The sequence below is a fragment of the Chryseobacterium angstadtii genome (assembly GCF_001045465.1).
GTDB classification, from domain to species: domain Bacteria; phylum Bacteroidota; class Bacteroidia; order Flavobacteriales; family Weeksellaceae; genus Chryseobacterium; species Chryseobacterium angstadtii.
Map to the genome: position 1 here is coordinate 273,039 of NZ_LFND01000001.1, position 18,096 is coordinate 291,134.

General features: G+C 38.7%; 17 protein-coding genes, 3 tRNA genes and 1 riboswitch. Of the genes, 8 read left to right on the plus strand and 12 right to left on the minus strand.

The features are described from left to right. Positions 1-35: 35 nt before the first annotated feature. The 8 genes from ACM46_RS01235 to ACM46_RS01270 all read left to right on the plus strand — a co-directional run bounded on the left by ACM46_RS01235 (position 36) and on the right by ACM46_RS01270 (position 4,233). Positions 36-110, plus strand: a tRNA-Glu gene (locus ACM46_RS01235). Between the two features lie 11 nt (positions 111-121). Next, positions 122-442, plus strand: a complete 321-nt coding sequence (locus ACM46_RS01240; RefSeq protein ID WP_048504807.1) for a hypothetical protein — start codon at positions 122-124, stop codon at positions 440-442. A gap of 67 nt (positions 443-509) precedes the next feature. Continuing rightward, on the plus strand, positions 510-764 hold the full coding sequence (rpsT, locus tag ACM46_RS01245; protein WP_048504808.1) for a 30S ribosomal protein S20: 255 nt from the start codon (positions 510-512) through the stop codon (positions 762-764). Between the two features lie 10 nt (positions 765-774). Beyond that, positions 775-846: transfer RNA gene (locus ACM46_RS01250), tRNA-Glu, on the plus strand. A gap of 99 nt (positions 847-945) precedes the next feature. Beyond that, positions 946-1,017 (plus strand) — tRNA-Glu (locus ACM46_RS01255). A gap of 113 nt (positions 1,018-1,130) precedes the next feature. Further along, complete coding sequence (locus ACM46_RS01260; RefSeq protein WP_048505547.1) at positions 1,131-1,787, plus strand: FadR/GntR family transcriptional regulator; 657 nt, start codon at positions 1,131-1,133, stop codon at positions 1,785-1,787. 310 nt (positions 1,788-2,097) lie between these two features. Next, the gene (locus ACM46_RS01265) at positions 2,098-3,309 is read left to right on the plus strand and encodes an MFS transporter (protein ID WP_048504809.1); all 1,212 of its coding nucleotides are present in this window, start codon (positions 2,098-2,100) and stop codon (positions 3,307-3,309) included. Positions 3,310-3,459: 150 nt separating this feature from the next. Further along, complete coding sequence (locus tag ACM46_RS01270; protein ID WP_048504810.1) at positions 3,460-4,233, plus strand: T9SS type A sorting domain-containing protein; 774 nt, start codon at positions 3,460-3,462, stop codon at positions 4,231-4,233. Between the two features lie 135 nt (positions 4,234-4,368). On the opposite strand, the gene ACM46_RS01275 is transcribed toward ACM46_RS01270, so the two are convergent. From ACM46_RS01275 to ACM46_RS01330, 12 genes are all read right to left on the minus strand, one after another. Continuing rightward, a complete protein-coding gene (locus ACM46_RS01275) occupies positions 4,369-6,645 on the minus strand; it encodes a DUF5074 domain-containing protein (RefSeq protein ID WP_048504811.1) in 2,277 nt (758 codons plus the stop codon). Positions 6,646-6,681: 36 nt separating this feature from the next. Further along, positions 6,682-7,890 carry a hypothetical protein gene (locus ACM46_RS01280; protein ID WP_053082670.1) on the minus strand — a complete coding sequence of 403 codons (1,209 nt, stop codon included), beginning with the start codon at positions 7,888-7,890 and terminating at the stop codon, positions 6,682-6,684. A gap of 17 nt (positions 7,891-7,907) precedes the next feature. Further along, positions 7,908-9,041 carry a YncE family protein gene (locus ACM46_RS01285; protein WP_048504812.1) on the minus strand — a complete coding sequence of 378 codons (1,134 nt, stop codon included), beginning with the start codon at positions 9,039-9,041 and terminating at the stop codon, positions 7,908-7,910. Continuing rightward, positions 9,038-11,068 carry a TonB-dependent receptor plug domain-containing protein gene (locus ACM46_RS01290; protein WP_048504813.1) on the minus strand — a complete coding sequence of 677 codons (2,031 nt, stop codon included), beginning with the start codon at positions 11,066-11,068 and terminating at the stop codon, positions 9,038-9,040. Before ACM46_RS01290 ends, ACM46_RS01285 begins: the two co-directional genes overlap by 4 nt. Before the next feature lie 109 nt (positions 11,069-11,177). Then, positions 11,178-11,363, minus strand: a riboswitch (cobalamin riboswitch). 331 nt (positions 11,364-11,694) lie between these two features. Continuing rightward, a complete protein-coding gene (locus tag ACM46_RS01295) occupies positions 11,695-12,636 on the minus strand; it encodes a transporter (RefSeq protein WP_048505549.1) in 942 nt (313 codons plus the stop codon). A gap of 13 nt (positions 12,637-12,649) precedes the next feature. Beyond that, the gene (locus ACM46_RS01300; RefSeq protein WP_048504814.1) at positions 12,650-13,696 is read right to left on the minus strand and encodes a cytochrome-c peroxidase; all 1,047 of its coding nucleotides are present in this window, start codon (positions 13,694-13,696) and stop codon (positions 12,650-12,652) included. Next, positions 13,689-14,516 carry an MbnP family protein gene (locus ACM46_RS01305; protein WP_048504815.1) on the minus strand — a complete coding sequence of 276 codons (828 nt, stop codon included), beginning with the start codon at positions 14,514-14,516 and terminating at the stop codon, positions 13,689-13,691. Before ACM46_RS01305 ends, ACM46_RS01300 begins: the two co-directional genes overlap by 8 nt. 479 nt (positions 14,517-14,995) lie before the next feature. Then, on the minus strand, positions 14,996-15,364 hold the full coding sequence (locus ACM46_RS01310) for a hypothetical protein (RefSeq protein ID WP_048504816.1): 369 nt from the start codon (positions 15,362-15,364) through the stop codon (positions 14,996-14,998). A 3-nt stretch (positions 15,365-15,367) separates the two neighbouring features. Next, positions 15,368-16,042, minus strand: a complete 675-nt coding sequence (locus tag ACM46_RS01315) for a superoxide dismutase (RefSeq protein ID WP_048504817.1) — start codon at positions 16,040-16,042, stop codon at positions 15,368-15,370. Between the two features lie 204 nt (positions 16,043-16,246). Further along, positions 16,247-16,930 carry an SCO family protein gene (locus ACM46_RS01320; RefSeq protein WP_420911823.1) on the minus strand — a complete coding sequence of 228 codons (684 nt, stop codon included), beginning with the start codon at positions 16,928-16,930 and terminating at the stop codon, positions 16,247-16,249. Further along, positions 16,917-17,192, minus strand: coding sequence for a YHS domain-containing protein (locus tag ACM46_RS01325; RefSeq protein WP_048504818.1), 276 nt, complete (start codon positions 17,190-17,192; stop codon positions 16,917-16,919). The genes ACM46_RS01320 and ACM46_RS01325 overlap by 14 nt, the downstream gene beginning before the upstream one ends. 154 nt (positions 17,193-17,346) lie before the next feature. After that, positions 17,347-17,709, minus strand: a complete 363-nt coding sequence (locus ACM46_RS01330; RefSeq protein WP_048504819.1) for a hypothetical protein — start codon at positions 17,707-17,709, stop codon at positions 17,347-17,349. Positions 17,710-18,096: the final 387 nt, after the last annotated feature.

The following is an 18,096-nucleotide window of genomic DNA, read 5'->3' on the forward strand; positions in this document are numbered from 1 at the left end:
AAAAGTTAATCACTACTTTTGCAACCTCAAAATTTGGCCTATTCGTCTAGTGGTTAGGACTCAAGGTTTTCATCCTTGCAACAGGAGTTCGATTCTCCTATAGGCTACCAAATTTGATATCATGCCGGATTTAAAAATACAAGAAGCTAAACTTCTTTTTAAGAAAATCCACTCTAACCCAAAAAGTTACGATTTAAAGATCAATGAAGACGGGATTACAGGCAGGGATGATAAAATAAGTTTCAGACTTTACAGGACTGGAGAAAGGGTCGCCTTTGAAGTAACAATTGATGGACTTACCTTCACCAATACGACTGGAGAATGGAACAATGCGATGATTATGCTAAGCAGCACAATCAAGAAAATAGAAAGAGAACAAGAGAATTTAAAAATAGAACAAGCAATAGATAAACTGAGAAAATACCTGTCCGAAGAAAATTGAAAATTTTTAAAAATAAATTTGGCAGATTGAAAAAAAGTTTATAGTTTTGCACTCACATTTGAACGATATGGCAAATCATAAATCAGCACTAAAGAGAATTAGACAAAACGAAGTTAGAAGAGTTCGTAACAGATACTATCACAAAACTGCTAGAACAGCAATGAAAGTTTTGAGAAATGAGGAAGATAAGGCTGCAGCAACTGAGCAACTTCCAAAAGTTATCGCTTTATTGGATAGATTAGCTAAGAAAAATATCATCCACAAGAACAAAGCTGCTAACTTGAAAAGCAAATTAACAAAGCACGTTAATAAATTAGCGTAATAGCATAGTTGGCCCGTTCGTCTATCGGTTAGGACCTCAGATTTTCATTCTGGTAAGAGGGGTTCGATTCCCCTACGGGCTACAAAACTTAATCATCACTAACCGGGTGGTTAAACTAAGAGTTGAAACTTATAAAAACAAAAAACTAACCCTGTAGATATTTATTTACAGTTTGGTAGATGGCCCGTTCGTCTATCGGTTAGGACCTCAGATTTTCATTCTGGTAAGAGGGGTTCGATTCCCCTACGGGCTACTTAAAAAGAGATTCTAAAATTAGAATCTCTTTTTTTATTGAATTATTTTACCAACACCACCAGGAAATCTTTTTTTTAAGTATCTTTGTATTCATCAGATGATAAGATGTATATGCAAATTCAAAGAAAATCATTAGCTCAGGAGGTCGCAGAAAGATTATTTCAGGGAATTATCCGGGAAGAATACGCAATAGGCGACAAGCTTCCGATAGAACCGGAACTGATGAAGATCTATGGTGTAGGGCGTTCGAGTATTCGTGAAGCTATAAAGATTTTGTCAATACAAGGTGTTCTGAGTGTTCAGCAGGGCGTTGGAACTTTCGTTATTTCTAAGAACATTCAGGAGTCTTTGGAAACCCAGATCAATAAAGCTGAAATCGAGGAAGTTTATGAAGTCCGTTCATTACTTGATTCAAAAATTGCGGCGCGGGCAGCCGTTTTCCGCAGTGAAAAAGAATTAAAGACCATTAAAATGTATCTGGATCTCAGAAACCGGTTTGCAGAAGAAAACCGCGCATTGGAATGCTACCAGGCCGACATCAATTTTCATATTTCTATCGCTGAAGCATGTGGCAATAAACTATTAAAAGAAATTTACAAAATAACAAGCACGCATATTCTCAGAACTTTTGAAAGCAGACACAACAACAATACGGACTCTTTTAAGATTTCACAAAAAATACATACGGATCTTTACCTGTCTATTGAAAAAAGAGATGCTGAAAATGCGGCCCGAATTGCACAGCTGATTGTTGAAAAAGTGTATTAATTTGAATTTGAGACAAAGCTTTAATACTGTTATGCTGTTTGAAGATGGAGGAAGGAAGATGGAGGTTATTGAGACTGAAGCGGAATTGCAGGACAGTTTTATTAGTTTTTGTCTGTTTAGGAACTAGCTAGCCTTGTCAAGGTTTTGAACCTTGACAAGGCTCTAAAAATAACAGAAGTAACTCCCTTCTAGCTTTAGCATATCATAGTAACTTCTTTGCCCGATTGGGTTTTATTAAAATTAAAAGTAATCAGAAAATATTTCATCTAAAAATTCATCAGATGACATGATGAATTAAAATAAAAAATTTATGGAAAACATACAGACTCCAACCATTGATACAACAAAAATTGTTTATCCGATCTTATTCATGATCAGTTTTTCGCATTTTCTGAATGATCTGATCCAATCTACTATTCCTTCGCTCTATCCTATTCTGAAGGGAGAGTTCAGTCTGTCTTTTTCGCAGATTGGTATTATTACACTTGTCTTTCAGCTCACGGCTTCTATTTTACAGCCGTTCGTAGGAATTTATACGGACAAAAAACCAAATCCGAGGTCTTTAGCTATAGGTATGGGATTATCTATGGCCGGTTTATTATTGTTGGCAGCCGCTCATCAGTATTATGTGATTCTTATTGCCGTTGCATTGATCGGTATGGGATCTTCTATTTTTCATCCTGAAGCTTCAAGAGTTGCCCAGCTTGCATCCGGCGGACAGAAAGGGCTCGCGCAGTCTATTTTTCAGGTAGGTGGAAATTCAGGAAGTGCAGTGGGACCTTTACTGGTTGCTCTTATTATACTTCCGCTAGGTCAGGGATATGTGGGTCTTTTTGCAATTGCTGCTTTTATCGGAATTATTGTACTCTGGAGAATCGGGAACTGGTATGCTGAACGATTATCTTACAAAAAAAGGGCTAAGCATTCTGCAGAAACTATTACGATAGAACTGTCCCGGAAAAAAGTAATATTTTCAATCAGTATTCTATTGGCTCTGGTATTTTCAAAATACATCTACTTAGCTTCTATGACGAATTATTTCACTTTCTTTCTTATTGATAAGTTTCATATTTCCGTAAAAGATTCCCAGCTTTATTTATTCATGTTTCTTGCAGCGGTAGCCATAGGTACAATTCTGGGCGGAAAACTGGGAGATCAATACGGACGAAAAAAAATCATCTGGGTATCTATCCTCGGAGCTGCTCCTTTCACTCTTTGCTTACCCTATCTTCCTTTAGTCTGGACCATTATATTTGCGGTTCTGATAGGATTAATCATTGCTTCAGCATTTTCTGCTATCCTTGTGTATGCTACCGATCTTATGCCTAACAAAATCGGATTAATAGCAGGATTGTTCTTTGGGTTTATGTTTGGGATGGGAGGAATCGGATCTGCCATATTGGGAGCAATAGCCGATGATACAGGGATTGAATATGTATTTAAAATCTGTGCCTTCTTGCCGCTTATGGGAATTATCACAGCTTTTCTACCCAATATTAAAGGGCGTAAAAAAGCAGGTTAAGGAAAATCTATTGGTGATTGAAATTTTAACAGTAATCCTATTCAAGATTACGTAATTGTTACATAATTCACATTTACCAGAGATAATATTGTATACATATACTTTTATGCTTAAATTTGATTGAAACATTAACCAAAAAAAATCTATAGCATGAAATCTATTCTCTTTTCCAAAAAACGTTTTTTCCAAGCCGCATTATTTCTGACATTTCTATCTCAATCCGGAAACACGCAGGCTCAAAGCAGAATTTATGCCCATGACCAGCTTTCCAATGTATATGGAGTATGTCTGGGATGCGGTGTACAAAATCCACTGAATGCCGTGGGAGATAACGAAGACAATTATTCCACCATGGTGATGGGAACTGTTTTACTGGGAGGTGTTGAACAAACCCTGAGATTCCCTCAGGTGAGAACCAACACTAAACTGGTAATTGGTATCGGAACCAATAACATTCCTCTTACCGTACAGCTTTTAAGCGGTGTATACATTGAAACGATGAGCGGAACAACTCTGAACAACGACAGCCAGATGGTAACCGGCAGCTTACTGAAACTTGCAGACAATCCTGCCAGAGCCACTATTGAACTTGTTCCTGCCAGCTCCTATGATGCCGTTAAAATAAGGCTGAGCGGAGGCGTATTAAGTCTGGGTGGCGGTTTCAGAATCTATTATGCTTACCAGGACCCTCTTTCCACTATATTGGCTTACAGCAAAGCAGGACAGATTACTCTTGGCGGTACAGTTCCACTGGAAGGGTCTGAAGTGACTCTAAGAAATACTTCCGGAAAAGAAGTACACCGTTCTACCCTGAAATCAAACACTTTCAATCTGTCTACTCCACAGCCTGAAGGAATATATATTCTGACGGTAGAAACAAAAGACAAAAAGACTTATACCCGTAAGATCAGAATTACAAACTAAATAGCGGACATTTTAAATTTTAGCTCCGGCAGGCTTTCAGCCTGCCGGAGCTTTTTTTATCAATCTGTATAAAAAAAATCGGCGGCCCTGCGGGCCGCCGATTCATTGAAATAAATAAATAGACTGTGAAAACTATTATTTCTTAATCAATTTCTGTTGGTAAACTGCCTTGTCAGTTACCGCTTTCAGAATATACACTCCGTTCGGAAGCATACTTACGTTGATTTGTCCGTTATTAACCTGTGTATTCACCACTTTTCCTGAAGCATCATAAAGAGAAACGTTTAAGATTTTTTCCTGGGTTTTTAGGGTAAGAATATCTGTAACAGGGTTTGGATAGATACTGAATTCTATTTTCTTCACTTCTGCGGTAGCTAAAGTAGAAGTTGTGCTGTTTACGGTAAGTGTTTTCTCAACCACTTTTCCGTTTGAATTGAAACTGATTTTAATATCAGCCGTTCCTGAAGACAGTGGAGTCAGAACAAGTTCGTCCTCTCCGTTGATCACAGCAGATACAGCTGTAGGATTGGAATTCGACTTAATTGATTTTACAATTGCAGAAGCCAAATTATCCTCATCAGAAACGATTGTCTTCAGATCAATAGTAGAGGCGCTGTTTACATTCACCTGTGAAGGGAAAGTACTGCTTACAGTCGGAACCGTATTATCCGGGAATACAGCCAGAGCCGGGAACCAGTAATAATCATTCAGGGTCTTTGTATTTGTAAGCGTTCCTGACGTATCGAAAGTATGGATCCAGTTTTTCTGATAATGGGCACCATAGCCACTTTCCGTGGTATTTAAAATTAACTCATCCGTGGTAGGATTCACGCGGAGTGCCGCTCCATAAGGAATTTGTTTAAAAGTACCTGTCTGCCCCGGAATGGTAGCAAAAGTTTCGTTGAATGTCTTGGTAGTAACATCAAATTTTACAATCTGTGTTCCTGAAGCAAAACTGTTCACGGAATTGATCCAATATAAAACATTCTGTTTGCTGCTTGCTGAAAAGCTTCCTGCATTCCATGCTCCCCATGAACCTAAATATTTCGTAGTCGGAATAGTATATGAAGTCGTAGCAAAAGTTGTAGGGTGGATATTCACCACTTTCTGATCCTGAATAGCCCAGATACTTCCGTCTTTTGCCTGTACAATAGAATGATAAGCTCCTGAAATGGTGCTGATCAATGTATCAGTAGCCGGATCAATTACTAAGATTCCTGCGGACTGCTTCACCGCAAATACATACTTTGAAGAACGGATCATATTTCCGATCTGTCCTGCATATTGGCCGCCGCCGCCTGTTCCGGCTATCAAGCTACCAACCTGTAAATTAGCAATATCAAAGATAAAAATACCGTTGGATGCTCCTATATATCCTTTATTTTCATTAACCCCAACGAATGATCTTCCGTCACCGCCGCCAATATTATTGAATCCTGCAATTTTCTGCATCGTCTGTGCATTGGCAATAACAAGTCTTCCGCCAGGAGTGTACTGGGTATCTCCCCCATCTGCGGCCTGCTTGGAAACAAAGTAGAATTTATCTCCATAAATTGTTCCATACTGCGTAGTAGCCCCAAATGCATGATTATTGTTAGCATTGCTGTAAACTCTGTAATTAATCTGTCCATTATTATCTATAAAGTTAACAGAACCATTGGTGTGTCCGAACCATTCTTCATTAACCATATAGTAACCGCTGGTAAAATTGGTAGAAGCGGCAAAAGAAGATACGGGTGTAAATGTGGAAGCAATAGGGAAAGAATTCATTCCCGGATTAAAATTCCAAACATCAAAAGAACCGTTCTGAAGCACACGCGAAGTGGCTCCTACCCCGGAATATCCGAAATCTGCATCAGTAGGGTCCTTTACCCAATAAGACCAGTAGCTGTTGTACCAGCCTGATCCCCAATGATCGCCTGCATCAGCTGCCGTATAATCATCAAAATCATAAGCTGTTGTATTCACAACACCGCTCACCGGATAAAGAGGATAAGTTGTATTGGCATTTTTGTAAAGCGCATTGGTATTTTGTCCGTTCAGGTCAAAACCCAATCCTCCTACTGCCGTTCCGAACTGTGTTCCCGGATAAAGAAGGCTGTAGAATCTTTGATCTGCCTGTGCCACTGCTCTCAGCATATCTTCTCCCGTAGCATTTCCGTTCCATCTGAATCCCCATACCAAGGCATCAGGATTTTTACTGTCGTTCCACTGTACAACAAAAGCCGCTTCATTGGTTCCGGTTCCTACCCAATACTGAATATCAGAAAAACTGATATTGGTAGTTGTTGTTGTATTCTGTTGATTGCTGCTCCCCTGAATGTCATTCCGGGGCACACCCTGAACTTTGATCTGCGCATTCGCGAAGAATGCAAACAGAAACAGGGTCATAAATAGGTAAAACTTTTTCATTTTTCGAATTATATTGATTAAATTTTGTAATCGTTATTAATTGAGGTGCAGGTCATAGGCTCCTGCCACTTCAGTAGAAACCTCTCCCAGCCATCCGGCTTCCTGATTGACTCCGGTATACACTTTTATAAAGTCGATGCCGGGAAGCTTTACATAATTCCCATTTTTATCTACTGCCCAGGAAATATCTATATTGGAAGCTTCATCTGTATTGGGAGCATTATCTGCATACCCATAATCGTAAGAAGTTCCCACCCAATAAGTCCCCGTTCCGCTCTGATCGTAAAAATTATCCTTCAGTTTGGTCCCCGTCAGGCTGTAAGAGCTGCCGGATAACCATAAAGGATAATAACTTTGTGCATGGAAGGTGTTTTTAGTTTTAAATCCAGAATTCCCAAAATTGTCCTGCCATTTGATGTACTCCACATCAGTCTGCCAAAGCTCACTTCCGGGAACGGGGGGCTTATTTTCATTGGGCTTGAAGTAAGTTATACTATAGTTTTTAGTAGTTGTATTTTTAAAATATTCGCTGCCGGCAATTTCATACCATTCATCTTCATCAGGTTTTCCGTTTTTATTTTTATCATAGCCTACCATAATAATTCCCGGTTCACATGATCCGGATCTTGTAGCAGTCGCATTGTTTCCCCAGAATGCATTCCCCAAAATTTTGAAATCTCTTCCTTCAAGGTTGGGAATCGTATGATCGAAACCGAAAGAAACATAACCTCCGAAACCTCCAAGCGTAATCATGGTGGCATTTCCTCCTACCAGTGACTGTTTTGCTTTTTTAATCATATCCGCCTCCATATTTCCGTTCATATATTCCGGAACCTCATTGATAAACTGACCCACAGCAGGACGGAATTCAAAAACGTCTGCAATATATTTGCTGTAAGGTGATGCTTCTTTATTGACGGTAATCGATGATTTGTACGTTTTTACGACACCCTTTATTTCCACTTTTAGTGTTAAAGGATAAGTTTTTGCAAAAGCACTTACAAAATCCAGCTGTTTATGATCAGAAATAACGGAATCATTGATACTCCAGGTTAGCTTCCCTTCAATTTTTGGATCTATATTTAAAAACTTCAGTCGGTCTACCGTGTAGGATTCTTTAAGAACTTCCGTCGGAAAAGTAACTTCCTCCACCACTTCCTCACTATCGCTTTTACATCCTGCTATTCCCAGCAGTACCGAAGAGAGAAAGGCCGTTTTTAAAATCTGTATCGTTTTTCTTTCCATGTTTAGATCTGATTTCATTATTTATATAAAAAAGTAAAGTGAGCCGGAATGTTTCCGCCTTCGGTCTTCCATTTGAATTTTCCGCCTTTATCGAAACAGTATATATATCCCGTGGTTACATAATTCCTTGCATCTGTGAGGTAGATGTCTTCTGTATAAGGGTTTACTGCAATTCCGTATGGCGCTTTGATTTCATCCACATAAGCCTGATCAATAATTTTATTGGAAATGATCTGCTCTGTTTTTACATCAATAATTCCAAAAGTTTTGGTGTAGGAATGGGTATTGTAGTTAAACTCATTTCCATAATAATACAGTTTATCATTAACGATTGTCATACCGCTGACGGCTACATGAAAATCTTTTTTCACCACTCCCGTAGCAGCATCCACCAGAAACAGGCTTGACGGAATATTATAATAATCTCCCCTCGAACTCACGTATAAATCTCCGTAGTTATCTTTTTTGATCCGATGAAGATTAATGGCCACATCTATTTTTTTCGTTTCTGTAAAACTGTTAAGATCAATTACTGAAACCGTTTTATCATAATTCGGGAACATATATCCTCCGGAATTGGCTACAAAAAGCTGATTCCCGATAATTTCTATTTCTTCCGGCTGGTATCCTACCACAACCTGTCTTTCAATCGCCAGCGAAGTAGTGTCAATTTCAACTACTTTCCCCGGCGGGGAATTCGGATTCAGATCAACAGGGCCGGCATAGCTGCTGGCATAGACTTTATTCCCTTTAAAAGACATGTAACGGCAGTTTTGCAGCTGTATAGTTTTGATCCGTTTGGCTGTTTTTGCTTCCAGAACTTCAATTTTATTGGAAACATTCACCACTACATACATTTTGCTTCCGTAGATCATGATATGGTTTCCCACATCACCAAGCTCTTTCACCACGGATGGGTTGATCTCTGCGTAAATATTCTTGTGATAGGTTCCGGTAGCATAATCGAAGTAATCGAGCGTACATTTATTACTGCCCATATTTCCTTCATTCAGAAGATAAAAACCTTTGATAGGCGTATCTTCTCCTGTACTCACCTCCTTTTTCTCTGAGGGAACCACATAATCATCTGTCCGGCACGAGAACAAAAAGAAAAGGGTAAAGGCCAGCAGGCAAAAGTTTAGTTTTTTCATAATGTAAAGCTTACAATAAGTTTAAAATTTCTTCCGGGCATCGGATAATTTCTTACCACGTCATAATATTGATCAAGGACGTTATTGACCTCAAAACCGGCTTTGATCTGATGGGAATGCCAGTTGAATTTTTTCTGAACGGACAGATCATGGGTATACCACGGCTGAAGATAATTTGCCCGGATATTATTCAGCTGTGCGTCATACCGCTCTCCGGTGTACATAAAACTGTAATTGAAACTCCAGTCTCTGTAATCTGCCATCATGGTAAAAGTGACAGCATGCCACGGCACATAAGGAATCTGGTCTCCATAATAATCTTCCTTTTTATCGGTATAATCGCCTGCTCTCTGATAGGTATAGCTTACCAAAGGCTTCAATTTTATAGTATTAATATCGAATTCGGCCTGAACATTGACGTCTGCTCCCAGAATTCTCACATCTCCAAGATTCGTCATCATCCATCTGAAAAGATTGGTGGTAGGAACGGCTACGATTTTATCTTCCACTTCATTATAATATCCGTCCACTTTCACATAAATTCCTTTGAAAACTTGATGGTCATAGAGTTTCTGGTAGGTAAAACCCACATCATATTGATTGGTATATTCCGGTTTCAGCATTACATTTCCGATCATGGTGTAATACAGATCATTGAAAGTCGGCATTCTGAAAACCCTCTTGTAGAAAGCTCTTACGGTAAGATCTTTCGATTCAAAAGGTTGATAGCTGAGGAAGGCGGAAGGAGTCCATTCTGTTTTATCGGGAGATTTTGCATTCTTCCGTACCTCTTCATGCACAAAAGTTCCGAGGATGCTTCCCAAAAATTTAAAGCGTTTCCACTGATAGGTAGTCGCAAAAGCAAGGAGCGAAGTATAGCGCACAGGAAATGAAAAATCGGTGAGGCTTGCGTTCAGGTTATTATACTGAAAATCATAGCTGGCACTCACATCCCAGTCTTTAGTGATTGAATATATATTGGAGGTAGAAAAGTAAAGTTCCCTTTGAACATAGGCATTATCAATAGGTAAAACCGTAGTAGCTACATTCACCGTATCCAGAAACCGGGTGTAATCATACGCAAATTTGGCTTTAACCTGAGTTTCAAATTTGGGGAACAATTTTTTCCTGAAACCGCCCTGAACAAAATAGTTTTCATCCAGCATCTGCTGGCCTTTGGGCCCGAAACTGTTATTAACAACAGCAGTCGGGATTCCGCGGTCGGAAATATAGCCGTACCCGCGCACATTCCAGCTTCCATCATTAATTACCCCGTTCACACTCGCTTCAAAACGTTTAGCACGGATATAAGAATCATATCTTCTGGCAATGGTATCATTGGCAACGGATCCGTCGGAATTTTTCTTTTCGTATTTAAACTTATACAATCCTCTGCTTTGAACAAATTCTGAACTGAAACTTGCCGAAACTCGACCTGAAAGCTTCTGTTCCACACGAAAAGAGGGATTAAATAAGCTGATGGAGCCTAATTTCAGTTTAAGAGCCAGATTGGTTTTCCGGTCTCCTTTAAAAACAGGGGTTTTAGGTTGCAGATAAATAGATCCTGAAGAACCAAAATCCCTCGCAGGCTGAAAAATTTCACTCTTCTGGCCGTTGTACAACGAGATGGATTCCACATCATCCAATGAGAATTTCCCTAAATCTACAATGCCGTTCTGAACATTTCCCAGCTGAATTCCATCATAGAAAACGCCTACATGCTGGCTTCCCATACTCCGGATATTGACCGTCTTCAGTCCGCCCATACCGCCGTAATCTTTGATTTGCACTCCTGAAAAATAACGCAAAGCATCCGCCACCGACTGACTGTTCAGTCTTTCCAGCTGTTCTCCCGAAAGTACCTGTGCCGGAAGGATTTCTTTAAAATCTTTTTTGTAAATATGAATCGGAAGAATAGTTTTCTCCCGGAGAGTATCTGTAGATTGTGAAAATATAAATGGAGAGACTACCACACAGAATGTGATAATTCCTTTTTTAAATTGCGAAGCCGTAAATTTTCTGACCATTAGCTCATCTAGAATAATGCTGATGCTAATGGATATAAGATAGCAACGATAAAGCACAGCTGTCACTGCACAGAATCATTGTTGTCCTAAGCTTTATTCCACGAAAGCATCAAACGTTCATCCTCCGGCAGGTCTTCTGACTTACTCCGTTTTTGAAATCCTTCCCATAAAAAAAACAGTGGATATATTCTTCAAAAACTTTGGTATGGAGCTTACAGCAGCGGGTCTGCTCCGGATTTTCACCGGATTCCCTTTTAAGTGCTTTTTACAGCGCACCAGATTGCGGCAAAGATAGAAAATAATTAATATATACAATACGGGACATAATAAATTAATTCCCAGCGCTATAAAAACGTCTTCCAATTTGTTTTATGATGATTAAAAAACATGAGACTTCGTTTTTTAATGAAAATAGTAAACCCGATGGCTGAAGTTCTCGAAGCCACCGGGTTTTTTAAGCTTTAAACGGTATCAATAGGTGGCTTCGGGAGCCTTAGCCACCTATTGTAATGCTGCAAATAATCAATGTATGAACAAAAATTAACAACAAACATGATACATTTGGTTACCTATAATGCCTAATACCCACATTGGGCGGCTGAGGCACTCGAAGCCACCCTTCATCATCAAATTCCAAAATTGATAAAAACACTGAATCTGGATTTCGCTTCAATGTCTCCTCCCGCCAGATTAGAATAGGTCGGAAGCATAACTTCTCCACCCAAACTGAATTTTTTATAGGAAGCCTCAAAGCCCAGTTTTCCATACAAAGCACTTCCTGCTGTTCTCAGCATTACCTCATCAAACTGTTTGTTGGTATCATATACTTCACCCTGAAGTCCCATCTTGACAGAAACAATGGTCTTTTCTGTCCCGGTAATCTGATAAAAACCTGTAGCGGCATAATTCCACTGGTTACCGAAACGATAATGTTTCCTGTTCTCCGTTTTCACCGTATAATCCGTATTGATGAGCAATGCCAGTTTATTTTTTTGAAATTTGTAGTTCAGAGCAGCCTGATAGTCCCAGCTTCCTGTTCCCAGCTGAAAACTGGGATTAACACCGGAAATTCCTTTTTCATCAAATTTACCCAAAGGAACTTTCACGCCCAATCCTCCATTAAGCTGATGAATGTTATCTTTAGAATTAATGATCCTGTAGATTCCCATTAAGTTCAGATCTCCTATTCCATTGATGTTGATATCTCCCTGTATGGTTCTCTTTTCATGAAAATGAAACGGAAGACTGGCATATACACTCAATTTTTCAGTCAAAGGAATTTTTCCCCAAACCTGCAGCGTATTGAAATACTGATCCTGCGTAAGATCTTTTACAAACAGATTCTCTTTGGCTTTATAATGTTGGGCAAAATATTTAATCCCAATGAATTGTGGATTCAATAAAGATTCAAAACCTGAGGAACCGTTTCCCGCCGCACAGCCGCATGCATCACAATCGTCAAGCATCTCCCTGCTGACAGATTCTGGAATATCAATACTGTCATTAATGGTTTTCGCCTGCCCAACCGATGATACAATCAGGCAGAGTATAAAAATTAGTTTATTCATGTTGATAGCAGAATTATTCTGCAAATTTTGGATTAGAAATAAAGTTTTTATCAGACAGCGTTTTCAGAAAGGCAAGAATAAACTGCTTATCCTGTGTATTCATGGCAATTCCGATATGCCCATTCTGTTTCATCTGAGGATCGAGATTGGGATTATCTTCTACATTATCCGAATAGAAATTAAGAACCGCCTCCAGGGTATAAAATCTACCGTCATGCATGTACGGCGCGGTATATTCTATATTTCGAAGGCTGGGCACACGAAATTTCATCCAGTCCTTCTGCTCAAGGGTCACACGGTAACGCCCGGCATCTTTGAACTGGGTATTGTAATACATCCCCGTATTTCTGAAACTCTCATCCGTAAACAGTTCTCCGCTGTGGCAGGAGGCGCATTTCTGATTAAAAAGAGTCATTCCCTGGGATTCCTCAGCTGTAAAAATTTCTTTTCCCTGCTTGAATCTGTCATACTTAGAATCTGCGGAGATCATACTTGCCATAAACTGTGAAAGGGCTTTCAATATTCTTTCTCCGGTCATATTCTCATCACCGTAAGCAGCCATGAATAATTTTTTATACTTCTGATCGTTCTTTAGCTTAGCAATCACTTCAGGAATAGAACTATCCATTTCATTAACATCGGTGATAGGGCTAATGGGCTGCTCGTTCAGATTGTGAATCACTCCGTCCCACATATACCGCTTCAGGAAAGCCATATTCTGAATAGGCGGTGCATTGCGGATTCCGATCCGGTCATCAACGCCGTGGCTTACATTATGCCCGTGATGGGTAAAAGCATTTTCCTGAATATGACAGAAACCGCATGATATGGTATTATTTCGGGAAAGCCTTCCTTCATAAAATAATTTTCTGCCCAGCTCCACTCCATTTTTCGTAACCGGATTTGCTGATGCATCAAAAGTCATCTCAGGAAAATAAGACGGAAACTGCAGACTGTAGGCTTCATCTTTTTCCAGTGGCTGCATGACTTCATCTGCACAGGATATACAGCTCAAAAAAGTAATGACAATCAGTATCGTTTTCAATAAAATCCTAATCATTATGAACATGATCTACTTTAAACATGGCTGTAAGATTATCCGTAACGTCTACAAGGTGCTGTCCTGAGCCCATCATCATACTATTTCCTGTATTAAGAGAAAGCGTCTTGCTTCCACTCAGAAATTGATTAAGATCGGCAAGGATATGAACAGAAGGTCTTACCTGTGAGGTTACTCTTGCAGTAATGGGTAAATTCAACGTAATTTCCCGGTAAAGATCAGGTGTATTATTAGCGGTTGTATTTCCCATATTTCCGGTATGGTTCATAAATTCGGTATCTGCCGTACCGGCTCCGTACTTTCCTTCCAGCTTTACGAAAACATAGCCTGCCGCCCAGGACCAGGTCATTCCTTTCTGTTTCGCTTTCGTCCAGAATTCTGCCTGTCCGTCCTGCCCCAACAGATATGCCTTCTGGCTGATTCCAAGTCCGAATTTTATTTTTTTGTAATTGTTTTTCGGAATGCCATTCAGGTCAAGATAAACAACTCCTGCCACTGCATCTGCCTGATCTACGATAAAAGCTCCTTTATCCGGATTATTTTCATTGTATTTAAATTCATTTCCGGCCTCATCAATCAGAGTAATATTGCTGATGATGTATTTAAGGGTTGAAAAGTTATGTTTCTGTCCTGCAGCAGACGTCTGAACGGTTTGATTTAATACAATATTCCCGAGATTATTAAATCCGTTTTCAAATTTTATCTGAATGTTCCCCGACTCTTCACTCTGCGGATCATCGTCATCGCTGTTACGACATGATGATAAAGTGAACAGATTAAACGCAATACATAATAATGATAAAAATTTATAAATTTTCATTTTGATTTTTTAAGTTGAATTTTTGAAATAGAAATGTTGATGAATGAGTAAACATTCATTTTTTTACCACAAAAGGCACAAAAGTTTTTGACACTTTAGTTTTCAGTTTAAAATCCTACTGCAAAAAAGTACACTGAGGTTTTATAAAAAATCAAAGATTTTATTTGGTATGATAAAAAAGATCTGCGTAAGCCGCTCAATCTGCGCGAGCTTAAAAAATCATTTGATTTTATCTTCACTCTTCTTATCATCTTCATTCTTCTTAATGGTTCAAAAATATTTGAATAAACATCTGTGTTCCTCTGCGTATTCCGTGGTTAAAAAAGAATATTCTCAACTACAAAAGGCACAAAAGTTTTTTGACACTTTAGTTATTTAAAGTGCATTGAACATTGACATAGAAGGGTACCTGAATTAAACAAGTATATATTCTAGGTATTCTTTATGCTTTTGTAGATTTTTAAAGATTAAAACTGAACTTAAAAAACCGGTGGTTTGAAAATGTGTTTCAGAAACAGAAAAGAATATGCTGTTTCATAGAGAAAATTAAAATTCAGAGAAAGAGGTTTCTCCGTTTTCAGAATAGCCGTAATTTCCGGAAGGGTGCAGTGATCAAGAATCTTCTGTCCGGAACTTTTGGTTTTGTTTAATGGGATGGAATCTGAATCGTTGGTTTTGGCCAGTTCTTTACTCAAATAGCACCTTCCGTTACAGTGAAGCTCGGGTTTTGCTTTATTGACGCAAAGAACGGTAGAAATATAGGTATAATTTACAGCATACTCCATTAATGGAATCAGAGGTCTGAATACCATGTAAATCGTGAGGAATATGCTGCAAATTAAATTCATCTGTTATTTTTTGCTTACCGCTTCATCATATCTTCTGCTTACCTCTTTCCAGTTGAGTACATTCCAGATGGCTGTAAGATAATCTGCTCTCTTGTTCTGATATTTCAGGTAATATGCATGTTCCCAAACATCAATTCCTAAAATCGGGGTTCCTTTTTCTTCTACTACATCCATCAGCGGATTGTCCTGATTAGGGGTAGAAGACACGAACAGCTTTCCGTTTTTATCTACCGAAAGCCATGCCCATCCTGAACCAAAACGGTCTGCTCCTGCTTTACTGATCTTTTCTTTGAACGCGTCCATGCTGCCAAATGTTTCATTGATCGCTTTAGCCAGTTTTTCAGAAGGCTGGGTGTTTTTTACCGGAGTCATTACCGTCCAGAAAAGCTCGTGGTTGTAATGCCCTCCCGCATTGTTTCTCACCGCCGGGCTCAATTTCGAAACTCCTGAAAGAATCTGAAACAGGGTCTGCTTTTCCTGTGGTGTTCCGGCAATGGCTTTATTCAAATTCGCAACATAAGCCGCCGCGTGTTTTGAATAGTGAATTTCCATGGTCTGTGCATCTACTGAACCTTCCAGCGCATTGTATGCATACGGAAGCGGAGTCTGCTTAAACTGTGCAAAAGCAAACTGTGCAGTAAATACCGCGCTTAAAGCTGCTATTTTCAAAATCTTCATAACGTTTTGTTTTTATGGTTTAACAATATTTTTTACTTACAGAAAGGAAGATGGAAGATGGATACAGAAAGTTATTTCAATCTGAAAACCACTCTGCTTCTTTATTACGACTTCATCTGATTTCTTATTTCTTTCAACATAATAACCATCATTCATTATAACCTCATCATTAACTTTCCTCATCCATCTTCAGACTTCCTTACTTTATTTCAATAATTTCTTGATATCCTCAATCAGGATTTCCCGGTCCGGATGGTATTTTCCATTTAACTTCGGGGTCTTTCCTTCCGGATCTTCATAATTCAACCCTGAATAATACAGGATCGGCATATTATCTTTATTGTATCTGCAGCGGATGTTCCCTTCTTTGTCTACAAGGGCAATCATTCCGCTGTGGTTAAGACTTTCGCTTTCGTCTTCCTTATCGCCTACATAAATATTGAACTGGTCGGCCAGCTTTCCGATATAATCTCTGTCTCCGGTAAGAAAATGCCAGTCCGGGGATTTTGCGCCTACCCTTTTAGCATGTTCTTTTAAGGCCGCAGGTGTATCATTTTCCGGATCAATACTTATGGAAACAATCCCGAATTCCGGGCTGTTCACCTCATCTTCAATAAATCTCATATTACGGTTCATTACCGGACAAATAGTAGGACATCTGCTGAAGAAAAACTCTACCAGATATACTTTCCCCAGCATATCTTTATTGGTGATCTTTTTATTATTCTGGTCGGTCAGTTCAAAATCGGGAACCTTCATTACCGTATACAGGTTCTTTTTAAAATATCCCATTCCTATGCCTATCCCCAGAAACAACAAGGCAAAAATCGCAATCGGAATGATTACTTTTTTTTTGGTTTCGGTTTGGGCTTTATTATTTTTGGACATATTTTTCAGGATTTCTTTTGAACTCATCTTTACATAAGCTACTGCAAAAACCGTACGTTTTATTTTTATAAACCACCGTATCCTTCATATCATCTTCTGTTTTCATATGACAGATAGGGTCTTCCGCATTGGCAAATTTGACTTTCTTTACATTCGATTTTGAAGATACAGAGCTCTTTTTATGTTTTACCTTAGGGGTTTCCTGTGCACAGGCGAATAATGAAACTGACAAGAATGCAGTTAAAATAATTTTTGATTTCATTTTAATTTTAAATTGAAATTGATTGTATTATGAATGTGTCAATTAATCTTTAACCCAAAGATAACCGCCGTTTTCATTGCAACCTTGAAAACAAAGTTGAACAACAAAGCGCGAAGACATCTTGAGAAAAAACTAAAAGAATAGTTAAGGAATATTAAACTAAAGGAGGATGAAATATCCTGGAGAAATAGTCTGAAGTATGATGAATGGTATACTCTGAATGCATGATCTGAGCTTCCGCATCAGAATCTTTCAGGATAAAAGATAAAAGAGTATCGCCGGAAACAAAAACATCCAGTACGGATATTTTGATGACCTGGGAATTGTTGGTCTGCTTTTCTGTTTTCGCCAGTTCTTTCCCTATATAACACTTTCCTTTACACGTAGACTGAGGTACATTTCTGTTTTCACAAAGGTTTTTTACAATATAATCATAGTTCACGGCATAATTAACCAATGGCAAAACAGGGCGTAATGCAATGGTGAAGATGATGAATATGGAAATAAAAAATCTCAATGATCAGTTCTGTTGTACAAATATACTACTCAAATTGGGTTTATATCTTATTTTATGATGAATGTCATTGATTATTTTTAATGGGGTGTTTTGTTTTCTTGTGGAGGTTTTTGTTGTGATAAAAGTGGAGAGGTTAGAGTTTATTAATCGCAAGGGCGCAAGAAATATGACAAAAAGCTGTTTTTAAAGCGCCAGGATTTTATCTCCGATAAAATTTTATAGTGCTGAGTATGTGGTGTTTTTTTTATTTCCTTACTGGGTGTTCGAGCTTTGGGGATTTTTCATAAAAAACCTCATAGGTTTAGTCATAATTATTCTAAAACAGGATTATGGTTATTAATCGCAACAGCAAGAAATATGACAAAAAGCTGTTTTTAAGGCGCGAGG